This window comes from Lysinibacillus sp. RS10, assembly GCF_041956855.1.
Lineage (GTDB): Bacteria > Bacillota > Bacilli > Bacillales_A > Planococcaceae > Lysinibacillus > Lysinibacillus xylanilyticus_A.
Window position 1 is genome coordinate 748658 of the sequence record NZ_CP167122.1, and the last position, 20946, is coordinate 769603.

Genomic DNA, 20946 nt, shown 5'->3' on the forward strand with positions numbered 1-20946 from the left:
AGGTTATCCCTGCTATCCTTTAAGTAGAGGGTGAATTTATATGGCAAAAGGTACTGGGAAAGTATTAGCACAAAACAAAAAAGCCGGGCACGACTACTTCATTGAAGAGACAATCGAAGCGGGCATGGTGCTAACCGGCACAGAAATTAAATCCATCCGTGCAGGAAGGGTCCAACTAAAAGAATCCTATGTACAAATCCGCAGCGGTGAAGCATGGATCAACAATATGCACGTCAGCTCATTCGAACAAGGCAACCGCTTCAACCACGACCCACTGCGCGCCCGCAAGCTATTGCTTCATAAAAAGCAAATCGGCGAGCTAGTCGGTGCCGTAAAGCGCGATGGCTACACAATTGTCCCATTAAAAATGTACATTAAAGACGGCTACGCCAAGCTATTAATCGGCGTCGGCAAAGGGAAAAAGGATTACGACAAACGCAATGACATGCGTAAAAAAGAAGCAAAACGTGACATAGAACGCGCCTTCAAAGCGAAAAACCAATAATAATAGATTGTTAGAAAGCTCACTATTTTCGGATGGTGAGCTTTTTGTAGATAGAACTTGAGGAGAGATGGATAGAACAGTTGAGGCGATGATAGAAATGACAAACTGACGCATAGAATTCTCAGGGCGAGTTCTAAAGGCAGTCAATTTTGAATGAATAATTGATAATTATGAGATAAGCAAATCATGTTGAGCTAGCCAATTTTTTCTATCGTAGCGGGACACTTGAACTATAGCAAGATTTGTTTTATAATATGAATTACTGATTGCCAGATTACATGGAAGCGTACTTTTAGCTCCCACCGTACTAGAAGAAATTCTAGCTCCTTTACTTGAACGAGGCTACGTGCTTCGATTCATCATCAAGGGGACGTTACGGATTCGACAGGGATGGTTCAAGCTTTGGTCGCGCGTCGGAGGTCTCGGCTCCGTCATCAACGGAAGTTATATAATAACTGGCAAACAACAAAACTTAGCTTTCGCAGCGTAAGCTCTTAAGCGCTCTGCCTCTCTATCGCCCATGTAGAGAACGTGGGGCCCAACTTTAGTGGGATACGGTCGATGGTGCCACCTGAGTCACCGACAAGAGATTTCCAGGTTAGCGTACAGGACGCCTGTTTGTCGGCATAATGTTACGTGAATTGTAAATAGGCAAACTACACGCGTAGAAGCTGAAGTATTGGAGTTTCTGGACGCGGGTTCGACTCCCGCCGTCTCCATTTTATGGAATCATACGATTTCAATGAGTGTCAAAATCCTTGATATACAGGGGTTTTGGCACTTTTTAATTTTCATTCGATTTCATCTGGATTCATTTGAAAATAGTCAATTTATAGTCAAATGAGAGTCAATGAATTAACCCTCTAAATAGCTTACGAACTTTTGAATAGCACCTTCTTTTGCTTTCTTAGTAACGTGAGTATATATGTCTAATGTTGTTTTAACATCTGAATGTCCTAAACGATCTTGTACTTCTTTAATACTCGCACCGGCTTCAAATAAAAGAGAGCAATGAGTGTGACGAAGTCCGTGAGGAGATACCTTCTTAATTGAGAATTTGTTTTGCACGCTGTACATCCACTTTTGAACTTGGCCAGGTTGAATAAATGTATTGTCCTTATTACTAAAAATTAATTGGCTTTTTTGAAGTGTATTGATACCAAATTTAAAATACTTTTGTATTTGGAGTTTCTTCCATTCCTTTAAAATGGATACAGTAGTGTCGTCTATTTTAATTGTTCTGGCTTTACCAGTTTTAGTAGATTTTAAATATAGTTGAGTATTTTTCCCGCGTCCAATGGCTTTGTTTATCGTCAACACATTATCTACTAAATTCAAGTCATTCCAAGTAAGTGCTAATGCTTCACTTTTACGCATCCCAGTATAAGCGATTAATCGAAGAAGAGCATATGCTTTATAATCCAAGTGAATTTCAGCATTATTTAAAAATGTAACCAACTCTTCACGAGAATAAAAATTTTCTTCTTCTTCATCGATTGGATCAACATAAACTTGTTTTACCTTCGTTTCAACATGATTAAATGGGTTATTTTCGATATAGCCGTGAACAATCGCAAAATCTAAAACTTTCTTAGCATAGGATTTAATTGTTCTAGCTTTTTTAACCTTCGCAGCCCATTCATCATAATGTTTTTGACAAACAGCAATATTGATCTTCTCAATCCGATAGTTACCCATACTAGGCAAAATGTGATTTTTAAAATATCCTACTGTTTTTACAAAAGTACTTTCCTCAACAGTCTTCTCATATTGAACAATCCATAGATCATATACATCTTGATACGTTTCTGCTCTAGATGATCTATATGTTCCTTCAGAAACTTGAATTTTAATTTTGCTAAGTGCTAGTTCAGCTTCCTTTTTAGTTTTAAAGCCACGGCGAGTTGTAGTTTTAGCTTTGCCTGTTAACTCATCTACACCTAAATACACACGAAACATATACAAAGTTTTACCGTATTTGTTTTGGTAGCTTGTGATTGATGACGAATTCTTTTTAGTCATAAATATTCCTCCTATATTCGTTGCGGGGGCAAGATATAAAAGGAGAGGATTTACCCTCTATCGACATTATAATCGATTCGCAAGGTAAATCCTCTCGCTAACAATTAAAAGCTATGACTTTCTAAAAATTGATCGATTTCTTTTCGCGAAACGCGTTTAACTCCATCAACCTCTGAAATCTTCAAGCCCATTCCTCGGAACTTCATAAACGTGTTGTAAGAAACATCGGCGTATTTTGCCCCTTCTTTTAAGGACATCCATTCGTTAATAGCGAAAGTCTGTTTTGCTGTTTTTAATGTTTGGTTCACTACATTTATGATTAATTCTTCGATATATGGTTCGGTAGTTTTGAAAGTATTTATCATGTTCATTGCCCCTGTATTGTTTTATTTTGTACTTTCTTCGTTTAAATTTACTTCTAATTCCTTATCGAGATTTTGCTGTAAAAACTGTGTGTAGGTAACCGCTTCTGTGTGTAGTTGGTTCTCAAAAGATACCTTTTTCTCATAGTCATACCATGGGAATGCAGCAAGAGAATTTTCAGCATGAAATATATATTCCGTTGCTAGTTTTAATGGATCTTTGAATTGTTGTTTATTCTTAAGTACGGGATTAATCAAAACATCCAAAGTGTTAATATGATTTATCACTGTAGACAGTAGTGAAAATAATTGTTGTTGAGAAAATTTCTCTTGGCTCTTAAATGAAAACATTTGTTGTTCATCTAAGTTTGTTGCTACTTTGCTGATTTGTATTTTAATTATATTTGAGCTTTCAAGTAGAGGATTACTTCCTGGTAACTCGTTTTGTTTTGAATTTCCAATTGCGTCAGATAAGGAACTTTCTTTTTCATTTAAGTTGAGACATGCAGGTATCAAATCAATACTGATGGGTAGAGTTTCGTTGTAAAACTCATCAGTGAATAATCTAATTTCTACTCCGAAGTCTTTAGCTAATGCACTAACTACCCCAAAATATACATCTTTTGCTTTCTCTTTTTCAATCATAGTTAGAGTTGAAGGTGAGATGAGCTGAATTCGATTTGTTACACTCTTTCCACTAAATACATTTCCAAATTCATTCTGTAATTGCTCTCGAATAAATCTTATTCTTTTTCCGAGTGACAAATTAGCCAGTTCAGATAAATGTGTTTGAACTAGTGTGAACTTTTGCATTTATTTTTCCTCCGTTTTTTTTTATGATGAACGAATCATAACATTAAATTAAAAATTTGAAAAGGGGTATTGAAATTTTAAATTTGTGTGTGATATGCTTTCAATCAGGAATGTGAAAGAGAGGTGACTAAAATGAAAATGCAAAATAGCTCCTATTACAAGAATTATGGAATTCACAATTCTCTGTAATACGTGCACAACTATCTACTCAAGGAGAGTGAAGTATTTTGTTCGATACAGTTAAATTTGGAATACCCATAATTCTAACACAGCAAGAAATAGAAAATGTTCAATGGACGGATTCCGACTCAAAGGATAAAACAAATAATAATCCTTCAAAAACGACTTTCAAAGTCATTAATAAGAATAGAGTTAGTGGAAGTCCTTTTATTCGGTATACATATAAGAGAGATGATATTTCAAAAGCTTGGTTAAAAGTAGAAGTCTCTATACCGAAGTTTCTTTATGGTACAAATGTGATTGAAATTAGGGAAAGTGATCTTCCTAGATTCTATATAAAGATAAGAAGGTATCTAGCGAAAGAATTAGGGATGCTAGAATCCAAAATACCTCATGATAATCTATGGACGGCGGAAAAGGTTCATATATGCAAAAATTTCAATGTTGGAGATCTCAAACAATCTTATTTAAAAGCAATTTCAACTTGTACAATTGCTAAATACAAGAGGAAATTATACTTCACAGTTGGAGATTCCAATATTGAAACTGTGGAATGGAAGGCTTCGAATAGAAAAGAGAAATTTTATGATAAAGAGGCAGAGATTAGACAACAAAAAAACTACCCCGAAAAAAACCAACAACTAAAGCTGGCTAAAGGGATACTAAGATTTGAAGTAGAGCTTTCTGACAATGAGTTAAGAAGTATCAATCGAGATAGGTTAGCAACTAAAATCTTAACATTTGGTAACGCAAGAAATGTGTTGCAAAAGTCTCTAGAACGAAATGGATTAAGTAAAGGGGTAAAATATACTTCACATCAACAAATAATAGATGAGATTAATAGTTTGCCGAACCTAGGTATAAGATCGAAATCTTCTTTGATAGCATTTGTAACAGAGTGGTTGGTAAGTGGGAAAAAAGGGTGTCGACAAAAATACGCTGAATCATCCTATTGGAAAAATGTGAAAAAGTTAAGAGAACTGTTAGGGATTGATGAAATATTAATTGGTGATGTAATACTTCCTCCTCTAAATGTTATAAAGAAACAAAAAATGACTGCTCCTGTTTTTGCGGAACAGAAGACAGCCAGTGTTAAATGAATATAATTGAATTTTAGCATTAAAGAAATGGATGTTCAATGCGTTAAAACAAAGCACTAAATAGATTAGGTGGTGTAGTAATGAATGTTACCGTTGAAATAATTGATACATTTCCACAATATGATACTTATGCAATAGCAAGAGTATCAATTGATGCAGTATTGAGTCTTGTAAACGTTAAATTAAAGCGTGGTTGCAAAAGAAATCAATACATTATAACTCTTTCAGATAATGATGGGCACAATTTGTATGTTGAATTACATGATAATACTCTTGCAGAAAAGATTTTTGATGCCATGGTATATCAGTATGAACGTTTTATTTTAGACATGTTCAATAAGGGTATTAATGATATAGAGTATCAACAACCTGCACGCATTTATGTTATGGAAAAAGATCGCATTGAAATGAAAAATAGAAAACTTAATTATACTAACTGATAGGGAAAAATAATTTTTTCAATGTTACAATTAGATAGAGTAAGAAGTGTGAAACGTTTGTTCGTGATAATTTGTCTGATTGTACTAAAAATCACATGATTATATTAAAAAGTCGATATTTTAACTGGTACTGGAAGCAAATTTGATTTAACTGTTTAAATTAAGCCCAATATACAAAATTATAAAAGGGGCAGCGAGAAGACGCAGCCTCTTTTATGCGTTTTTGTTAGAAGTATCCTTTTTCCTTCATGGACAGATATTTGTTTGAGCCGACGATGATATGGTCGACAATGTCGATGCCGATGATTAAACCAGCTTCTATTAATCGCTCAGTAACTTGAATATCCTCTGGAGAGGGTGCCGTGTCCCCCGAAGGGTGATTATGTGACAGGATTGCACTAGCGCATGAACGTTTAATTAGTTCTTTCATGATTTCACGTGGATGACAGATAGATGCATTTAATGACCCAATAAAGATTGTTTTACGGAATGTTACCTCATTTTTCGTATTTAATCCTAGTACAACAAAATGCTCTTGTTGAAGGTGCTGCATATCTTTTAAGTAGTCATACGCATCCTGTGGAGAGCGAATACGAAAACGTTGTTCAGTTGTTACTGGGTTCATACGTGCTAATTGAAGTGCTGCGATGATTTGTTGTGCTTTTACTTTACCGATGCCTTTAATGTTTAATAGTTCTTCCTCCGTCACATCCAATAATTCTTGGATTGATGGGTAACGAGTGAAGACTTCTGAAAGGATATAGCCATCTTCCTTTTCACGTAATGTCGATGCAATTAATGATTTGAAATTGTTTTCGTTGATTGTAGTCATAATTAATTCCTCCGATTTGTATAAGTTTTTTTAATGCAAAAAGGAGCAGCGTCGACGCCACTCCCTTGTGTGTGTTAAAATTGAATTACGATAATTATGCGTGTAGATGCATCTGCGAAATGAATCTACACATACGAAAACCCATCTACTGCGTATGCAATGGATGGGTTTTACTGTTGTTGAATATGGTCGATGACAGCTTCGTTACCATGTTGTTGAGCGTATTGCAGTAATAACAGATCTTGAATAAATTCATGTGCCTGTTGCTTCGTCAACAAGATACTTTTGTCGACGTCGAACTTAATCTTCATCATCTCCTTTGCTACACCGTTAGACATATCCATTTGTTTAACGATGCGGAATAGTGTTGTTAATTGATGCTTAGTAGCTGGGGCATCACCTCCTTTACGGTCTGTTTTAGGAAAGTCCTCAATATCTTGCGTAAATAGCCCAGATGCTCTTGTAGCAGATAATACAGAGTCAATCAGTGCACGTTTCTTTGCCATCTTCAAGAGTGTGTTGACGATTGTAAATGGATCTTGATAACGGAAAGAAGCTTCTTTGCTATTGCATGAGCCAATCCCTTCAGCCTCCGCGACACCTGTTTCCTTATTTGATAATGTTACACGTACTTCATAAGAAAAAATCCCAACATCCCATTGCTCAATGCGGTTGATGACGTCGACAGTTTTAGAGAAGCCGAATGCATCACATAACTTTTCAGCTCCTGGCTTTAATAATGTAGGCTTCGAGAAACCATCGATTGAGCCATAATCGACACCGCGCACCATCGATGCCTTGACGAATTCTTGAAGCTTGTCTATACGTTTCTTTGCTTCTGTTGACGTAATGATTAAATCAGGTAGTGTCGATGTCGACGATGGATTTGTTGTTGCTTCCTTTTGTAGATGAACGACGTTGTTTGCAGATTCTTGTTTTTGTTGTTTCATTTGTTTTTTCGTTCCTTTGTTTGATGAATGATTTGCTCTGATAATTGAGATAGACGCGTTGATGATTGTTGAAGCGCATGTTGCATTTTTTCGCTAAGTTGAGAACTATACGCTAATCCTTTTGCAGCGCGGTTGATGACAGTGCCAGTGATGTTTCTTGATGTGTTGTTGATGGATGATAGTGAATCATCGAGCTTTGTCGACAATGTAGCAACGGCTGTAGACGAAAAGAAACGACGTCGATGTGTTTGATCGAGTGTCGTTTCTACAGTATCAATAACAACGTGAATTCTCTTTCGTTCAATGATTAAGTCAGAAAACAATGTGTAATTATTTCGGTCGATAGCACGCAGAATTGCTTCCTCAACTAAGTGAAGTTGATGCGTTAAATCCATATGAAGCTCTTTTATTTCTTTCGTTGTTAAATCAACACCATCTTCTAACGACGATGCTTGAACAAGGTGTTTGAATCGTCTTAACATGTTTATTCCTCCGATACATTTTTATATTGGTGATAACCTTTCACCGTCAACTTGATGAGAGTGCCTTCTTCTTGATGACGATGTACTAATAACAACCCTTGATCTTCTAAATGCAACAGAATCGAACGCTGCAATGAGAATTCTACAAGATGCTTAGTAGCAACCCATTTGTTTACTTCCTTCGCACGAACTAAAATACGCAACAATGTTTTATTCATCGTTTTCACTTCCTTTCAATACTGGCGCTCTTCTCACTACGCCTCTTTTCGCTGTAACACAAAAAAAGCCGCTACATATCCAAATGGATACATAACGACTTATGTGTAGAGGGGTGGGGCATGAAACACAGGTACCCCCTTTGATATATAAGTGACCAGGTGCTTAGAGAAAATATACATGATTTTCAAAACGTTTAGATTTTTGTAGAGAACTATTTGTGGTTAATTGTCCGTACATACAAAGTAAGTTGTATAATAGTGAATAGATATATTTCCAAGCTACTTGTTGTTGATAATGAAACAAATTGCTTGTGAATGGAGGTACAAATAGATGAGTGATTTATCTGAATCAGCTAATGAAAAAATAATTAAAAGTAAAAAACGCGTGCAGAATCATGGCGAGGTGTTCACGCCAAAAAGGATTGTTAAAAAAATGCTTGATATGCCTAACATTCGTGAAGCATGCCAAAACTTAACTTCCACTTTTCTTGAACCTGCTGCTGGGGAAGGTGTATTCCTCGTTGGAGTATTAAAAAGAAAAATGAAAATGGTAGCTGAGAATTATGGAGATGATTTAACTCGATTTGAGAACTATTCACTATTAGCGTTATCAACGTTGTATGGGATTGAGTTGCTAGAAGATAACGCTCAAAAATGTGTAATGCATATGTATCAAGTCTATTACGAGACATATTATCAGCAAGCACAAATTCATGGAGCAAAAGTAAAAAACATCGTCCTTGATAGTGCGAAATTGATTATCTCTAAAAATATTGCACAGGGAAACTTTTTAACAAAATTATCTGCGAATGGAAATCCAATCATTTTCAGTGAATGGCAGCCTATTAATATTCGAAAGGATGCTAAGGTAATCAAAATTAAACGCACAGAATATACAATTAATGACCTTCTAGATGGTGTGCAAAAAGAAAGTGGAGAGACTTCAGTTCATGCATTAAGAGACGTGCAACTTGATTTGTTTGACTTCTATGATGAAATTGATAAACCCAAAGAAAAGCGAATGAAATATGTTCCTGTAAAAATAACTGATGTTTATAAGGAAGAGATGGAGGAAGTCGATGAATAAAACGATTATTAAACCATATGAAAATTTGGAATTGAAAATATATGCCTATACCTTGCCTGAGGTTCCTACTCATGATGGTTATATAAAAATTGGTGATACGAATAGGCAGGTCAGAAAACGTATTTTTGAACAAGTTGGAACAGCAGGACTTAAACCTAATATTCTATTTGAAAAAACAGCAAAAAAATCAGATGGTACATGGTTTCATGATAAGGCACTTCATCGTTTCCTTCTGCAGAACGGTATACAGAAAAAGGATTTTAATGGTCATGCAGATGAATGGTTCTACTTTAATGGAACTCCAGAAAATGCGGAAATTCTGACCGATAAATATATTAATTGTGATTACGATGAAGTTCAAATTGATGAAAACCGTTCAGATTATATGCTTCGAGATGAGCAAAGAAAGGCGGTTCAGAAAACTATTGATTATTTCAATAGTGATAAACAACCAAAAGAATTTCTTTGGAATGCCAAACCACGTTTTGGGAAAACATTGACTTCGTATGATTTTGTTAGAAAAATTAAAGCAACCAATGTATTGATTGTAACTAACAGACCTGCTATAGCAAACTCGTGGTTTGATGATTTTAGGAAATTTATTTCTTGGCAAGAAATAGGTATGAAATTTGTTTCTGAAACAGATGCGTTGAAAAACAAGGCATTATCACGTGCAGACTACATAGATTTTTTAAGTTCTACGGACCTTGAGAACCCTTCACAAATTACATTCATTTCACTCCAAGACTTGAAAGGTGCTAGATTTGCGGGTGGTAGCTATGAAAAACTTGAATGGGTGAGTCAACTAAATTGGGATTTACTAATTATTGATGAAGCACATGAGGGCGTTGATACTCTAAAAACAGATGTAGCGTTTGATAACATTAAACGGAACTTCACTTTACACTTGTCAGGTACACCTTTCAAGGCATTGGCAAACAACAAATTTAATGAAAATCAAATATTCAATTGGTCGTATGTCGATGAACAAGAAGCAAAAACAAATTGGGATTATACAACTGGAAGTAACCCATACGAAAATTTGCCGACACTAAGCTTATTCACTTATCAAATGAGCAAGATGGTTGAGGATCGGGTGTCTACAGGCTTAACGTTAGATGATGATATAAATGTTGATTACGCTTTTGACTTGAATGAGTTCTTTAGGGTTAAAGAAGACGGCAAGTTTGAGTATGAAGCAAGCGTGAAAAAATTCCTTGATAACCTATCTTCAGGTAAGTTTCCTTTCTCTACAGATGAACATAGGGGTGAATTAAACCATACTTTTTGGCTTTTACCTCGTGTTAACTCTGCGAAAGCACTTGAAAAGTTGTTGATATCTCACCCTGTTTTTGGTGAGTATAAGATTGTACTAGCGGCTGGTGACGGAATAAGTGTTATCAATGATCCGAACCTTGGAGAAGAAGGACAGGATTACAAAAAGAATGAGAAGAGTTTTGATAAGGTTAAAAAGGCAATTTCTGAAAACAAAAAATCAATAACGTTATCCGTTGGTCAGCTAACAACTGGTATCACAATTCCTGAATGGTCTGCGGTGCTTATGCTTAGCAATATTAAGTCGCCTAGTTTATATTTCCAAGCCGCATTTCGTGCCCAAAACGCTTATGAGTTTGTTCAGGACGGTAAGCTTTATAGGAAAGAAAACGCATATATCTTCGATTTCGCTCCAGAACGTACACTATTGCTTTTTGACGAATTCGCTAATAACTTATCAAGTGGTAGCTCTAAAACGAGTGAGGAGCGCAAGAAGAAGATTAAAAAGCTATTGAACTTCTTCCCGGTTATTGGGGAAGATGAAGAAGGTAATATGCACGAGTTGGACGCAACTGAAGTCTTAACTATTCCAACACATATCACTTCAACAGAGGTAGTTAAACGCGGGTTTATGAGTAACCTTTTATTTGCAAATATTGCAGGTATTTTTGGTGGGAATTCACCATTCAAGGAAATTTTAGATAAGATTAAGCCTGAAAAGAATAAGCGTTTGGCTGACCGTAGAGAAGTCAACGTAACAACCCCGATGATTGATGATGATGGAAACGTTGATGTTCCTATAGACATTGTAATTAACCATACGAAAGATATATTTGGAGACGCAATCTATACGGTTATTGAAACAGATATTCCTGAAATACCTGAAGTTACAACTATTACTACAGAAATCAAAGACACTATAGATAAAGGGTTCAGCAAGTTGAAAGGAACATTCAACCTGAATAAAACTCAAACGGATAAAGCAAAAAATGAAGTAACTTCAGCAATTAAAGCCGTGGTTCAAGAAAGTATAGAAACGTATCACAGTCAAGTTCAAGAAATCGAACACAATTTTACGGAACAAATTCAAACCGCCCAAGTAGCTCATGATGAAGTTAAAGTAGAACAACTAAAAACGGAATATGAACAGAAAAAGGTTGAAGTTAAAAAAACGTTCACTGAAAACCTTAATATAGAAGTAAGTGCAACGGTTGAAACTGCAGTCGAAAAAGAAATTGTCAAAGTGGAAGAGAAGAAGAAAAAGACCACTGAGGATGATGTTCGGGATCACTTACGTGGATTTGCTAGGACTATTCCTGCGTTTCTTATGGCTTATGGTGATGATGATACGACTTTGGCTAGTTTTGAAGAAAACATTGATGAACCAACCTTTGAGGAATTAACAAGTATTAGCATAGATGAGTTCAAGAAACTACGTGATGGTTTTGACTATGTAGACGAAGGTGGGAAAAACCGTAAAGTTCCGGGCCTATTCAATGAGGTAGTATTTAACGCTAGTATCAAAGAATTCTTCAATACGAAGAATAGATTGTCAAACTATTTTGATGAAACGCTTACCGAGGATATTTTTGATTATATTCCTCCACAACAGACAAACCAAATTTTCACTCCTAGAAGAGTAGTGAACCTGATGGTGGATTTAGTTGCAGAAAATAACCCAGGTATTTTCAGCAAATATAATGTTAAATTCATTGATTTATATACGAAAAGTGGACTTTATATCACTGAAATCGTGAAACGCTTGAATGAGGGATTGAAAGAACAAATTCCAAATTCTGAAGAGCGAATTAAGTGGATTCTCGAAAATCAAGTTTACGCGTGTGCACCAAGTAACATCATTTACAACGTTGTGAAAAATTACATTTTTGCTGATTTTAAAGATATTTCGAGCAAAAATATTGTTCAATGTGATTTAACCGATTATGCAAAAAAAGATGAAGCGAAAGAGAAATTACTAGAATTTTTTGGAGATGAGAATTTGAAGTTTGATGTAATTATTGGTAATCCACCATATCAAGAAATGGATGGTGGGGCGCAAGCAAGTGCTAGCCCGATCTATCACCATTTTGTTCGTTTGGCAAAAGAACTAAATCCAGAATTAGTTTCATTCATCATGCCGACACGTTGGTATGCAGGAGGGAAAGGTCTTGATGATTTCCGAGATGAAATGATTAACGATATTCATCTTCGTGAGCTTCACGACTGGTTAACTCCTGAAGATATTTTCCCTAATACTAATATTCGTGGTGGCGTTTGTTATTTCTTGTGGGATAAAAATTACGACAATAGTCAAAACCTTACACGAGTTGTAACTCACGAAAATAATGCTGTCATTGATGATGTTATTAGACCAATGAAAATCGAAGGCACTAACATTTTTGTTCGTGATGGAAAGTCAGTTCCTATTCTTGCTAAAGTATTTGCTGATGAAAATGCTGAAATTATGCTCAACTATATTTCACCACTTAGACCATTTGGCTTTAGAGGATATTTTACAAATGATGAGAAGTTCCGACCAACAAGTTCAGGATTGGCTGATTCAATTATATGTTACGGAAAAGGGAAAGTAATTGGGTATCTTGAAAGAGATGAGGTTACAGTTCGCCCTGAGTGGATTGATGTTTGGAAATTATATACTCCCCGAGCAAATAATATAGGTACAGAATTAAATGATGACAATTTGAACACTTTTGTTGGAGCACCAAAAACAATTTGTACAGAATCATATCTTGTAATTGGGGCAGGTTTAGACTTAGATGAAGCATCATGCAATAACCTTTCAAAGTATCTTAAAACAAGATTCGCTAGATACCTTCATAGTTTAGCAAAGGGTAGTCAGGACGCTACATCTAGGACTTTTAGATTTGTTCCTATACAAGATTTTTCTAACGATTCTGATATTGATTGGTCAGTTACGGTACAAGAGTTGGAAAATCAGTTGTATAAAAAATATGGTTTATCTGGTGAAGAAATCAGCCATATTGAAAGTAGAATAAAAACTATGTAGCTACAAAAAGGACTATTTAGATTGAACAGTATGTTATTACTGAAGAGCATTGATACTGATTAAAATAATAATTAAGAATTGAATAGAATACAGAACGGTGTAACAATTAATAATATTTTTGAAAATCACTTTGACCCAGAAAGAAGAAAAAGTTTTTGGAGCTCAATTTTTAATATAGTAATAATTGATAAATAGCGCCCCGCAATGCATTTTATCTAGTCAAAAACGTAGTCAAAAAAATCAATTGCCCCCGCAACACATGATATAACAACACTTAGAGACGGTTGGTTCGACTCCCGCCGTCTCCATAATACGATTTCATTGAGTTTCAATGAACGTTGTGATTTTAAGTATATCTTTGCCGCGTTGGCAGGGATATACTTAATTTTATTTTAGGCAAGACTATACTTAGAAAATAAGTCTGTACTCAAATAACGTATATAAATAAAGGCCCTGTACTTATTATGGTGATGAGCCTTTTATACTAACAGTTTTGTCAATAATCCACATGCCCAAAAAAATATCATCCGCAACTTTTGGCGATAAACCCTATAAAACCTAAAAATACTAATAGTTAAATTAGTATGATGGTTTTAAGTGTTAAATTTTGTTAAAATAAATTCGAGAATAGAAAGGGAGGAAATAGAGCATTGTATTTCAAGAAAATCAGTCTTATGTTATGTATCTTATTCATATCAGCTTCAATATTTACCATACATAATGCAAGTGCAAGTGAAGGTTTTGAAGATATTTCTCCAAAGCATGAAGCTTATGAAGAGATCAATTATTTAGTTAATTTAGGTGTTATTAAAGGGTATACAGAAAAAGGGAAGACGTATTTTAAACCTAATAATAACGTAACGCGTGGACAAGTTGCCAAAATGGTTGTTGTTGCTTCAGGTAATAAACCACTAGTTGTTAATAAATCAAGCTTCACAGATGTTCAAGTTGGCAGTGAGCTTTCAGGTTATGTAGAACGTGCTGTACAGCTTGGTTACTTTAAAACAAATACAAAGGGACAATTCTTACCGAACAAACCTTTAACTCGTGATGAAATGAGTTATGTATTAACGAAAGCATTTAAGCTTGATACAAGTGAATATGAGAATGTCGATTCTCCTTTTGTGGACGTAGATATTACACATGACTACGTTCAATACGTGAATACGATTTACTATAATGGTATTACAAAGGGAAGCGGTCAAAATTATAACCCAGGTAGTCAAGTGACACGTGCACAATTTGCGTTATTTGTATCGCGTGCAAAAAGTGAAAAGTATCGTTTAGAGCTACCTGTTAAAGGTGTAGCTGTACCTGATGCGTCACAGGTCATTGGATTAGTTGCCTCAACAACTGACGGATTAAATATTCGTAAATCTAAAGATGCTTCATCTAATGCTAACATTGTGGGTACATTGAATAAAGGCGGTAAACTATCAGTCTATGCAGTTGAAGGAGACTGGTTAAAAGTTTCGTCAAAAGATACCTATGCTTATATTTCTAAAAAGTATGCACAGTTTTTAGATGCGGACGGTAATGCATTAGCTAATGTTCAAAAGCAAGTTACTACAACACAAAGTATAAACCTTTACGTAAAACCAACTTCATCTTCAAAGGTTATTTCGACTGTCAATAGTAAAGTGAAATTACCAGTTTATAAGACAGTAAATGGCTACTATTTAACAGAAGTGAACGGTTTACCAGGTTATATCGTAGCAAATAGTACAGAGGATGTTAAAGTAGAACAGCCTTCTACTCCAGCCCCAAAACCAACTCCAGATCCAAACACGCCATCAGTTACAGGTGACTTACTTGGTCGAGTGACAGTTGACAATTTAAATATTCGCCAAGAAGCTAACTCTACTTCTGCGGTAGTAAGTAAGCTGAAAAAGGGCGAATATGTTCAAGTGAACAGTATTAACGGTTATTGGGCACAAGTTACTTATAACGGTCAAAAAGGGTATGTCCATAAATCTTATTTAAAATTATTAAATCAAAGTGGTAATCCGTTAAAAGATCGAATAATCATTATTGATCCAGGTCATGGTGGCAAGGATGTAGGAACCTTTTTCGATAAAATTTACGAAAAAGATATAACATTAAAGGTTGCTACTCTTGTCAAGAATAAACTGGAGGCTGCAGGCGCAAAGGTATTGATGCCTCGTACTGATGATACGTTCTCTCCGCCACAAAAACAATTGATTTTGCACATGCTAACTACGGCGAAATCTTCGTAAGTATTCATGTTAACTCAGCAGAGAGTACTGATGCAAAAGGTACTGAAACATACTACGCTAAAACACCAGGTGATATGTATCTAGAAGACATTGATCTTGCGACGTTTGTAAACAATCAAATTGTTAAAAATGCGAATATGAAAAATCGTAAGGTCAAATATTTTCCATACATTGTAGTTGCAAATACGAGTATTCCGGCTATTCTAGTTGAGCTAGGCTTCCTTTCAAATAGTGAAGACCGTGCTAAACTGACAGATGATCAATATATTGAAATATTTGCTGAATCGATCTACAAAGGGATTTTGGAATATTACTCAAAACAATAAAAAAAAGGGCGGCTACATGGTTCATGGCGAACGATGTAGCTCTTTTTTTGATTAGTACAATTAAGTTATGTTATCAGCGATAAAGCCCTATTCATCAATTGATTCGGTACTTCTAGCGGCGATATCTAGGAACGTGTCCACCAACTAAAGCCCCCCATTGCCATCCATGAAGCGCAAAAATCAGCACTTCACCACAGAAATTGAAAGATGATTAAGTTCTTTCATGGGAGTTGAATTAAAGGACATTTATTATAGATAGCAGGCTGAATATTTTATTGGATTCTCATATGAACTATCATTAATATACAAAGTACTATTTAACCTAACTCTGATACCAATATAAAAAATTTTTGGTATGGATGTTGGAGGATGGTTACTCCTCGTCTTCTTTGAATATCCTCTCTTCTCTAAGAAAACCATTCAATGTTTTTGAGGTAGAAAATTATTTTAGAAGGGCTTCAAAAGAGTTAGGGTTGCTGAAGCCATCATATAAAGAGTGTGCTATACATTACATTCGGCATTTGTCTGAAAAGATACTTGAAGATGAAAGTCTTGCCATAGATATAGCTTGTGAGATATATGGGGTGTACCGTGACCTTGATTATCCTGAAGAGTTATCGGAATGGTACTACATTAGCGAAATTATAGATGATTTTGGGTATGGAGATAATACCTTAAAACTAACTAAGGAAGCCTTAATTACATCTATTGTGAAAGAAGCCGAGAGTCAGTTAATAAGAAACAGTAAGTATTGATTCTTGTTGAACGGGGTGCTTTAATTGAACAGAGAAACATTAATAATCAATCTTTTTTATAGAAAACAGTTATTAAATATTAAAAAAGCTGTCATTTTGATCAACCTCAAAACGACAGCTTTTTATATGCAGTAAATTAAGGTTTTGAGTGGTTTCTAAACAAACTTTATTCCAAACCAACGCTAGGGTACTACTTAGTTGTGTGCAGATAATCATTAGAAATCTTTTGTTATTATTAATCTACGTTATATATTTGCACACAAAAAAATTTATTCCTATATCTTTGAACTAGCTTTATTCTTTTTTCGATGTCGTTGCACTTTTGCTATGGTACCGCATGATCTCCCTTTTGGTTCGGATGCATACATCCCACACCAACGCTTACTTCCATTTCGAGAATTATCATAAAAAACCCATTTGCAATCTGGACATGCTTTAAGACGTTTCCACTGACTTAAGGAGATGCTCTTAACAATTATAATCAAAATTCCACTAAAAAAGTCATGTTTTTTAATAGCATTATATTGAATATTATCAACATCTAAAATAGATACATTTATAGGATAACTTGTTAACCACTTGGATAAATTATCACCATTATTTGTTTCTAATGACATGCGAACATCTTTCCGAAATCGATGCACATCCTCTAACTTACCAGAAAATTTAATACCACTAAAATTCTTTGATATAAAATTTTCAATATCTTCTTCACAATTTAAATGATCTAATGGTTTACGTGTATCATTTGGAATCTCCCAAGTATTTAAGAAACTACGGACAATTTCTAGCTCTCCTGGTGCTACTTGATTATTAATCAATCCTGCTCACCTCTTAATTTTTAACATTGACTTTATTATACAATCATTGGTAACATAACGAAAGAACGTGTTAACCATCAACCTTTTAAGAAGGTTAACAAAATTGAGTGATAGTTACACTTTTGAGGGGAAAATTTTGTTTTTCCCAATATTCAAAAATACACATTAGAACAATACAGGATATTACATAATGGAACTAAATGTTGCAGTAAATTTAGAAGGAAAGGAGTAACAATAAATGATTAATACAAGAATTCCTGTTCCCATCAAGATATTACTTACAGCTGTGTTATGTATGAATACAGGAAGTTTTATGATCATGCCTTTTTTAGCACTGCATTTAACAAACGATCTCCACTTTTCCTCTTTGGAAGTGGGGACTATTTTAACTACAATCCTCGTTTCGCAGCGTGGGCTACCAGTATTTACAGGTTTTATAGGTGATCGTGTAAGTCATACAGTAAATGTTATTTTAGGAGTGATGGTAAGAGCATTAGGGTTTGGGGCATTTGTTTTTGCGAATAGTTTTTGGTCTGTGGCTATTGCAGCATTCTTAATTGGCTTTGGAGGAGCATTATTTGATCCTTCTGTGACTGCTTTCTTTACATCACAAAAAGAAACAATTCGAAAAAAAATATTTACTTACTTTAACCAAATGCTTAACACAGGAGTGATTATAGGTCCGTTAGTTGGAGGATTATTGGTTAAATTTGATCCAGTATATCCATTTACTATCGCAGGTATTGCAATGTTAGTTTTATCTTTTATTCTTTTTATCTATCGCAGTAAATATCCTAGAACTATTAAGGATAACCAAAAAGTATTATTAAGTTTGAAAGCAGCTATTTCAAATAAATTGTTTGTATTATTTATATGTATAATGCCTTTGTTTTGGATCATGTTTGCTCAATTAAATATTTCATTTCCAATTAAAGCATATGATTTATCCGGTGATAAACAATTAGTGAGTTCCATTTTCATAATAAATGGGATTTCAGGATTACTCTTAATGTTTTTATTAAGAAAATTATTTATTTATCAAGATCCTATGATTATGGTGAAACTTGGTGTCTTGATTATGGGAGTAGCAATCGGGATGATTCCTCTCATGTCATCTATTTATTGGATGCTATTTTGTATTTTTCTTTATACGTTAGGAGAAACACTTGTACTGCCAGGAGCTGAAATGACGGTAGCACAATTTAGCGCTAACAAACCAGCAGGTTTGTATTTCGGAATGTTTCAAGCCTGTTGGGCTTTTGGAGGTTCTTTAGGAAACTATCTTGGAGCTTGGTTAAATAAATTCAACCATATTTCCGGGTGTTGGTTAATATTTTTAGCGATAGGGGTTTTGGCTTCAATTTTATTTAATATGATACATCGTAGTATGAAAGAAAAAACCGAATGTGTAGAAAAATAAAAATATTAGTTCATCAAGTTGATTTAGAGTTACTTACAACTTAAAGTAACGAGTGCGATTCTTCAATTATAGCAATCGCTTCTTGTTCTAACGTAAGCAGTTTAAGCGTGGTTTTCTCTATAGAATGAATAGGAGAGTTTTTAGTTTGAAACAATTTGGTATAAAAAGAAACTTGTTCTGGGTCTCTTTGTTTCATTTGTAGGCTTTTAAAAGTTATATATTCTCGGGGCTATTTTACTCCGCTTTATTTAAAGTTTACTGACGATAAGTTGTCCTGTCGTTGCATCTATACAATCCGCTTTTTTGTTTCCGATTGTCCCAATCGATATTGTAATACTTCATCGTTTTTATTTTCATCATACTGTCTAGACCATTGCAAAAAGGTCGGCCTCTTTTAAGGCAGGTATTACGTTCTCTATAGGTTGAATAGTTGCAGAATCATAGGAGTAAAGAAGTTCTAGGTCAATACTAGGAGACCTTAATATATCGATGAATCCCGTCGTTTTGTTTAAACCAACGTAAAAATGTTCCCACTCTATTTGTAAGCCATGAGCTTCGTGCAGCGGAAAAGTGAAAAATGCACGGTTCACCTCATTAAAGGATGGTTTCTTGATTTGCATTTGTAAATAAGGAACATATTGTTTAAAATATGTCGCAATAAATGTACAAGCAATATCGCGACAAGCTTCGAACGAAAGATCCAGTTCACCTGTACGCTCTTTAAACCACATGAACTCCTTTAAATTCCTTGAATGCTTATCAACCTTCGCCTTCACCGTATCCTCTATACGTTCAAGCAGGAAATTTTCCATCGATTTATCTTTCGGAGCTTTCCAATCTTTTTTTCGCCATACAATGCCCAGTGTATTTTCATCCATTTCGACTTCCCGTAGTTTTTCCATACAATCTGTTACACCTATAATATTTTCAAGTGTCTTCTGCTTTTCGAGTGGTTGTACGTAAGGAAACTTGGTGAAGGAAGCTACATCTTCCTCAACTTCCTCTTCAAATAATGCTTTTCCATCAATTGCATTAAATGACTGGTATACAATTGGACTCTCGTAAATCGGGTACAGGCCAGACTGTGCAACAGAATACAGTAGTAATCAATATATTGTTCAATCTTCTATTTTTTCTCCTTATAAGATACCAGTTTCTCGTCATAATACACTTCTTGTTTTAGAATGCCAAAGAAATTTTCAATTGCCGCGTTATCTGCACAGGTTGCTACTTATGTACAACGATTTAATCAAAAATATTTTTAGTAATAGCCCTTGTCATTTTAAATCGTTTTTCAAACATATTCACAGTTGGAATGTTCTCAAATCATGTTAAGAACCATGAGCTGATTTTACCAAAACCGACAGGCTGCCATATTTCTTGTTGATTGGGATATTTCCAGGCGCCGAAAAATGTTGCGATGTTTTCTGCCAACCATATGAAAAAGCCAACAAGTAAAAAGGAAATCGTTAGCGGCATCCGGTAAGTCTTTGTACGAACAGTGTAATGAATCCAAGTTTTCCAAAAAACAATAGCCACAAGCGCCATGAACCACCAGCGAAAATCAGGAATAAAGTGGTGAGTGAAAAAGTTTAAGTATATCGCAGCTCCAAGCGCGGAGGCAGAAACCATTCCCGGCCAGCGGGTCATATCCATCTTGAGCCGCCTCCATACTTGGCACATGTAACTCGCCACACTTGCGTACATAAAACCGCTGTATAAAGGGACCCCGAACAATTTGCTATACCCCTGTTCAGGGTATGACCAGGATCCCATTTGCACTTTATAAAGCTCCAGAGCCAGACCGATGATATGAAACAGGCAAATGACCTTGATTTCGTCAAGCGTCTCCAAACGGCTGCGGTACATCAGATACTGCACAGCAATCAGCACCAGCAAAATGAGATCGTACCTGTAGATAAATGGAAAGTTAATCCATTTGGAAATGGCTAACGTCCCGAATATCGCGACTGGAAATATGCAGCTCATCGCCTGCTGGTACCCGAAATGAAGCAATTGCAATAGTGATTCCCCACAAAGAATTCGGCGCCGTTTGCTTGATCCAATCCTCTTTGGTTGTTCTATTTTCATTT

17 protein-coding genes, 1 other RNA gene and 1 pseudogene are annotated in these 20946 nt (G+C 35.3%); 9 read left to right on the forward strand and 10 right to left on the reverse strand.

What is annotated here, in order from left to right; translation table 11 throughout:
• Window positions 1–40: 40 nt before the first annotated feature.
• Both smpB and ssrA read left to right on the forward strand, forming a co-directional pair.
• A complete protein-coding gene (smpB, locus tag ACB089_RS03845) occupies window positions 41–505 on the forward strand; it encodes an SsrA-binding protein SmpB (protein WP_068986822.1) in 465 nt (154 codons plus the stop codon).
• A 366-nt stretch (window positions 506–871) separates the two neighbouring features.
• Window positions 872–1227: a transfer-messenger RNA gene (gene ssrA, locus ACB089_RS03850) on the forward strand.
• A 133-nt stretch (window positions 1228–1360) separates the two neighbouring features.
• On the opposite strand, the gene ACB089_RS03855 is transcribed toward ssrA, so the two are convergent.
• From ACB089_RS03855 to ACB089_RS03865, 3 genes are all read right to left on the reverse strand, one after another.
• On the reverse strand, window positions 1361–2527 hold the full coding sequence (locus tag ACB089_RS03855; RefSeq protein ID WP_374965366.1) for a tyrosine-type recombinase/integrase: 1167 nt from the start codon (window positions 2525–2527) through the stop codon (window positions 1361–1363).
• Between the two features lie 104 nt (window positions 2528–2631).
• Window positions 2632–2892, reverse strand: coding sequence for a DNA-binding protein (locus ACB089_RS03860; RefSeq protein WP_374965367.1), 261 nt, complete (start codon window positions 2890–2892; stop codon window positions 2632–2634).
• Window positions 2893–2913: 21 nt separating this feature from the next.
• Window positions 2914–3702 carry a hypothetical protein gene (locus ACB089_RS03865; protein ID WP_374965368.1) on the reverse strand — a complete coding sequence of 263 codons (789 nt, stop codon included), beginning with the start codon at window positions 3700–3702 and terminating at the stop codon, window positions 2914–2916.
• 227 nt (window positions 3703–3929) lie between these two features.
• Here ACB089_RS03865 and ACB089_RS03870 point away from each other — a divergent pair, with 227 nt between their 5' ends.
• Together ACB089_RS03870 and ACB089_RS03875 are read left to right on the forward strand one after the other, a co-directional pair.
• Window positions 3930–4982, forward strand: a complete 1053-nt coding sequence (locus tag ACB089_RS03870) for a hypothetical protein (RefSeq protein ID WP_374965369.1) — start codon at window positions 3930–3932, stop codon at window positions 4980–4982.
• An 80-nt stretch (window positions 4983–5062) separates the two neighbouring features.
• A complete protein-coding gene (locus ACB089_RS03875) occupies window positions 5063–5422 on the forward strand; it encodes a hypothetical protein (protein ID WP_374965370.1) in 360 nt (119 codons plus the stop codon).
• Between the two features lie 226 nt (window positions 5423–5648).
• On the opposite strand, the gene radC is transcribed toward ACB089_RS03875, so the two are convergent.
• The 4 genes from radC to ACB089_RS03895 form a co-directional block, all read right to left on the reverse strand.
• Window positions 5649–6254 carry a DNA repair protein RadC gene (gene radC / locus ACB089_RS03880; RefSeq protein WP_374965371.1) on the reverse strand — a complete coding sequence of 202 codons (606 nt, stop codon included), beginning with the start codon at window positions 6252–6254 and terminating at the stop codon, window positions 5649–5651.
• 170 nt (window positions 6255–6424) lie between these two features.
• Window positions 6425–7204 (reverse strand): hypothetical protein, encoded by a 780-nt coding sequence (locus tag ACB089_RS03885; protein ID WP_374965372.1) that lies wholly within the window; start codon window positions 7202–7204, stop codon window positions 6425–6427.
• Entirely contained in the window at window positions 7201–7686 is a 486-nt protein-coding gene (locus tag ACB089_RS03890; protein WP_374965373.1) for a hypothetical protein, read from the reverse strand. The genes ACB089_RS03885 and ACB089_RS03890 overlap by 4 nt, the downstream gene beginning before the upstream one ends.
• Before the next feature lie 2 nt (window positions 7687–7688).
• Window positions 7689–7904: a hypothetical protein gene (locus tag ACB089_RS03895; RefSeq protein WP_374965374.1), complete on the reverse strand. Its 216-nt coding sequence runs from the start codon at window positions 7902–7904 to the stop codon at window positions 7689–7691.
• 331 nt (window positions 7905–8235) lie between these two features.
• On the opposite strand from ACB089_RS03895, the gene ACB089_RS03900 reads away from it, so the two are divergent.
• The 4 genes and pseudogenes from ACB089_RS03900 (at window position 8236) to ACB089_RS03915 (ending at window position 16612) form a co-directional block, all read left to right on the forward strand.
• Window positions 8236–8991 carry a methylase gene (locus tag ACB089_RS03900; protein ID WP_374965375.1) on the forward strand — a complete coding sequence of 252 codons (756 nt, stop codon included), beginning with the start codon at window positions 8236–8238 and terminating at the stop codon, window positions 8989–8991.
• On the forward strand, window positions 8984–13294 hold the full coding sequence (locus ACB089_RS03905; RefSeq protein ID WP_374965376.1) for an Eco57I restriction-modification methylase domain-containing protein: 4311 nt from the start codon (window positions 8984–8986) through the stop codon (window positions 13292–13294). The genes ACB089_RS03900 and ACB089_RS03905 overlap by 8 nt, the downstream gene beginning before the upstream one ends.
• Before the next feature lie 674 nt (window positions 13295–13968).
• Window positions 13969–15857 (forward strand): annotated as a pseudogene (locus tag ACB089_RS03910) (N-acetylmuramoyl-L-alanine amidase).
• Window positions 15858–16219: 362 nt separating this feature from the next.
• Window positions 16220–16612 carry a hypothetical protein gene (locus tag ACB089_RS03915; RefSeq protein WP_375122131.1) on the forward strand — a complete coding sequence of 131 codons (393 nt, stop codon included), beginning with the start codon at window positions 16220–16222 and terminating at the stop codon, window positions 16610–16612.
• Window positions 16613–16887: 275 nt separating this feature from the next.
• On the opposite strand, the gene ACB089_RS03920 is transcribed toward ACB089_RS03915, so the two are convergent.
• A complete protein-coding gene (locus ACB089_RS03920; RefSeq protein ID WP_374965378.1) occupies window positions 16888–17433 on the reverse strand; it encodes a CGNR zinc finger domain-containing protein in 546 nt (181 codons plus the stop codon).
• A gap of 238 nt (window positions 17434–17671) precedes the next feature.
• Here ACB089_RS03920 and ACB089_RS03925 point away from each other — a divergent pair, with 238 nt between their 5' ends.
• Window positions 17672–18853: an MFS transporter gene (locus tag ACB089_RS03925; protein ID WP_374965379.1), complete on the forward strand. Its 1182-nt coding sequence runs from the start codon at window positions 17672–17674 to the stop codon at window positions 18851–18853.
• 365 nt (window positions 18854–19218) lie between these two features.
• Here ACB089_RS03925 and ACB089_RS03930 read toward each other — a convergent pair whose 3' ends face one another.
• On the reverse strand, window positions 19219–19953 hold the full coding sequence (locus ACB089_RS03930; RefSeq protein ID WP_374967659.1) for a YcdB/YcdC domain-containing protein: 735 nt from the start codon (window positions 19951–19953) through the stop codon (window positions 19219–19221).
• Window positions 19954–20179: 226 nt separating this feature from the next.
• Window positions 20180–20944: a DUF817 domain-containing protein gene (locus ACB089_RS03935; protein ID WP_374965380.1), complete on the reverse strand. Its 765-nt coding sequence runs from the start codon at window positions 20942–20944 to the stop codon at window positions 20180–20182.
• Window positions 20945–20946 lie beyond the last annotated feature (2 nt).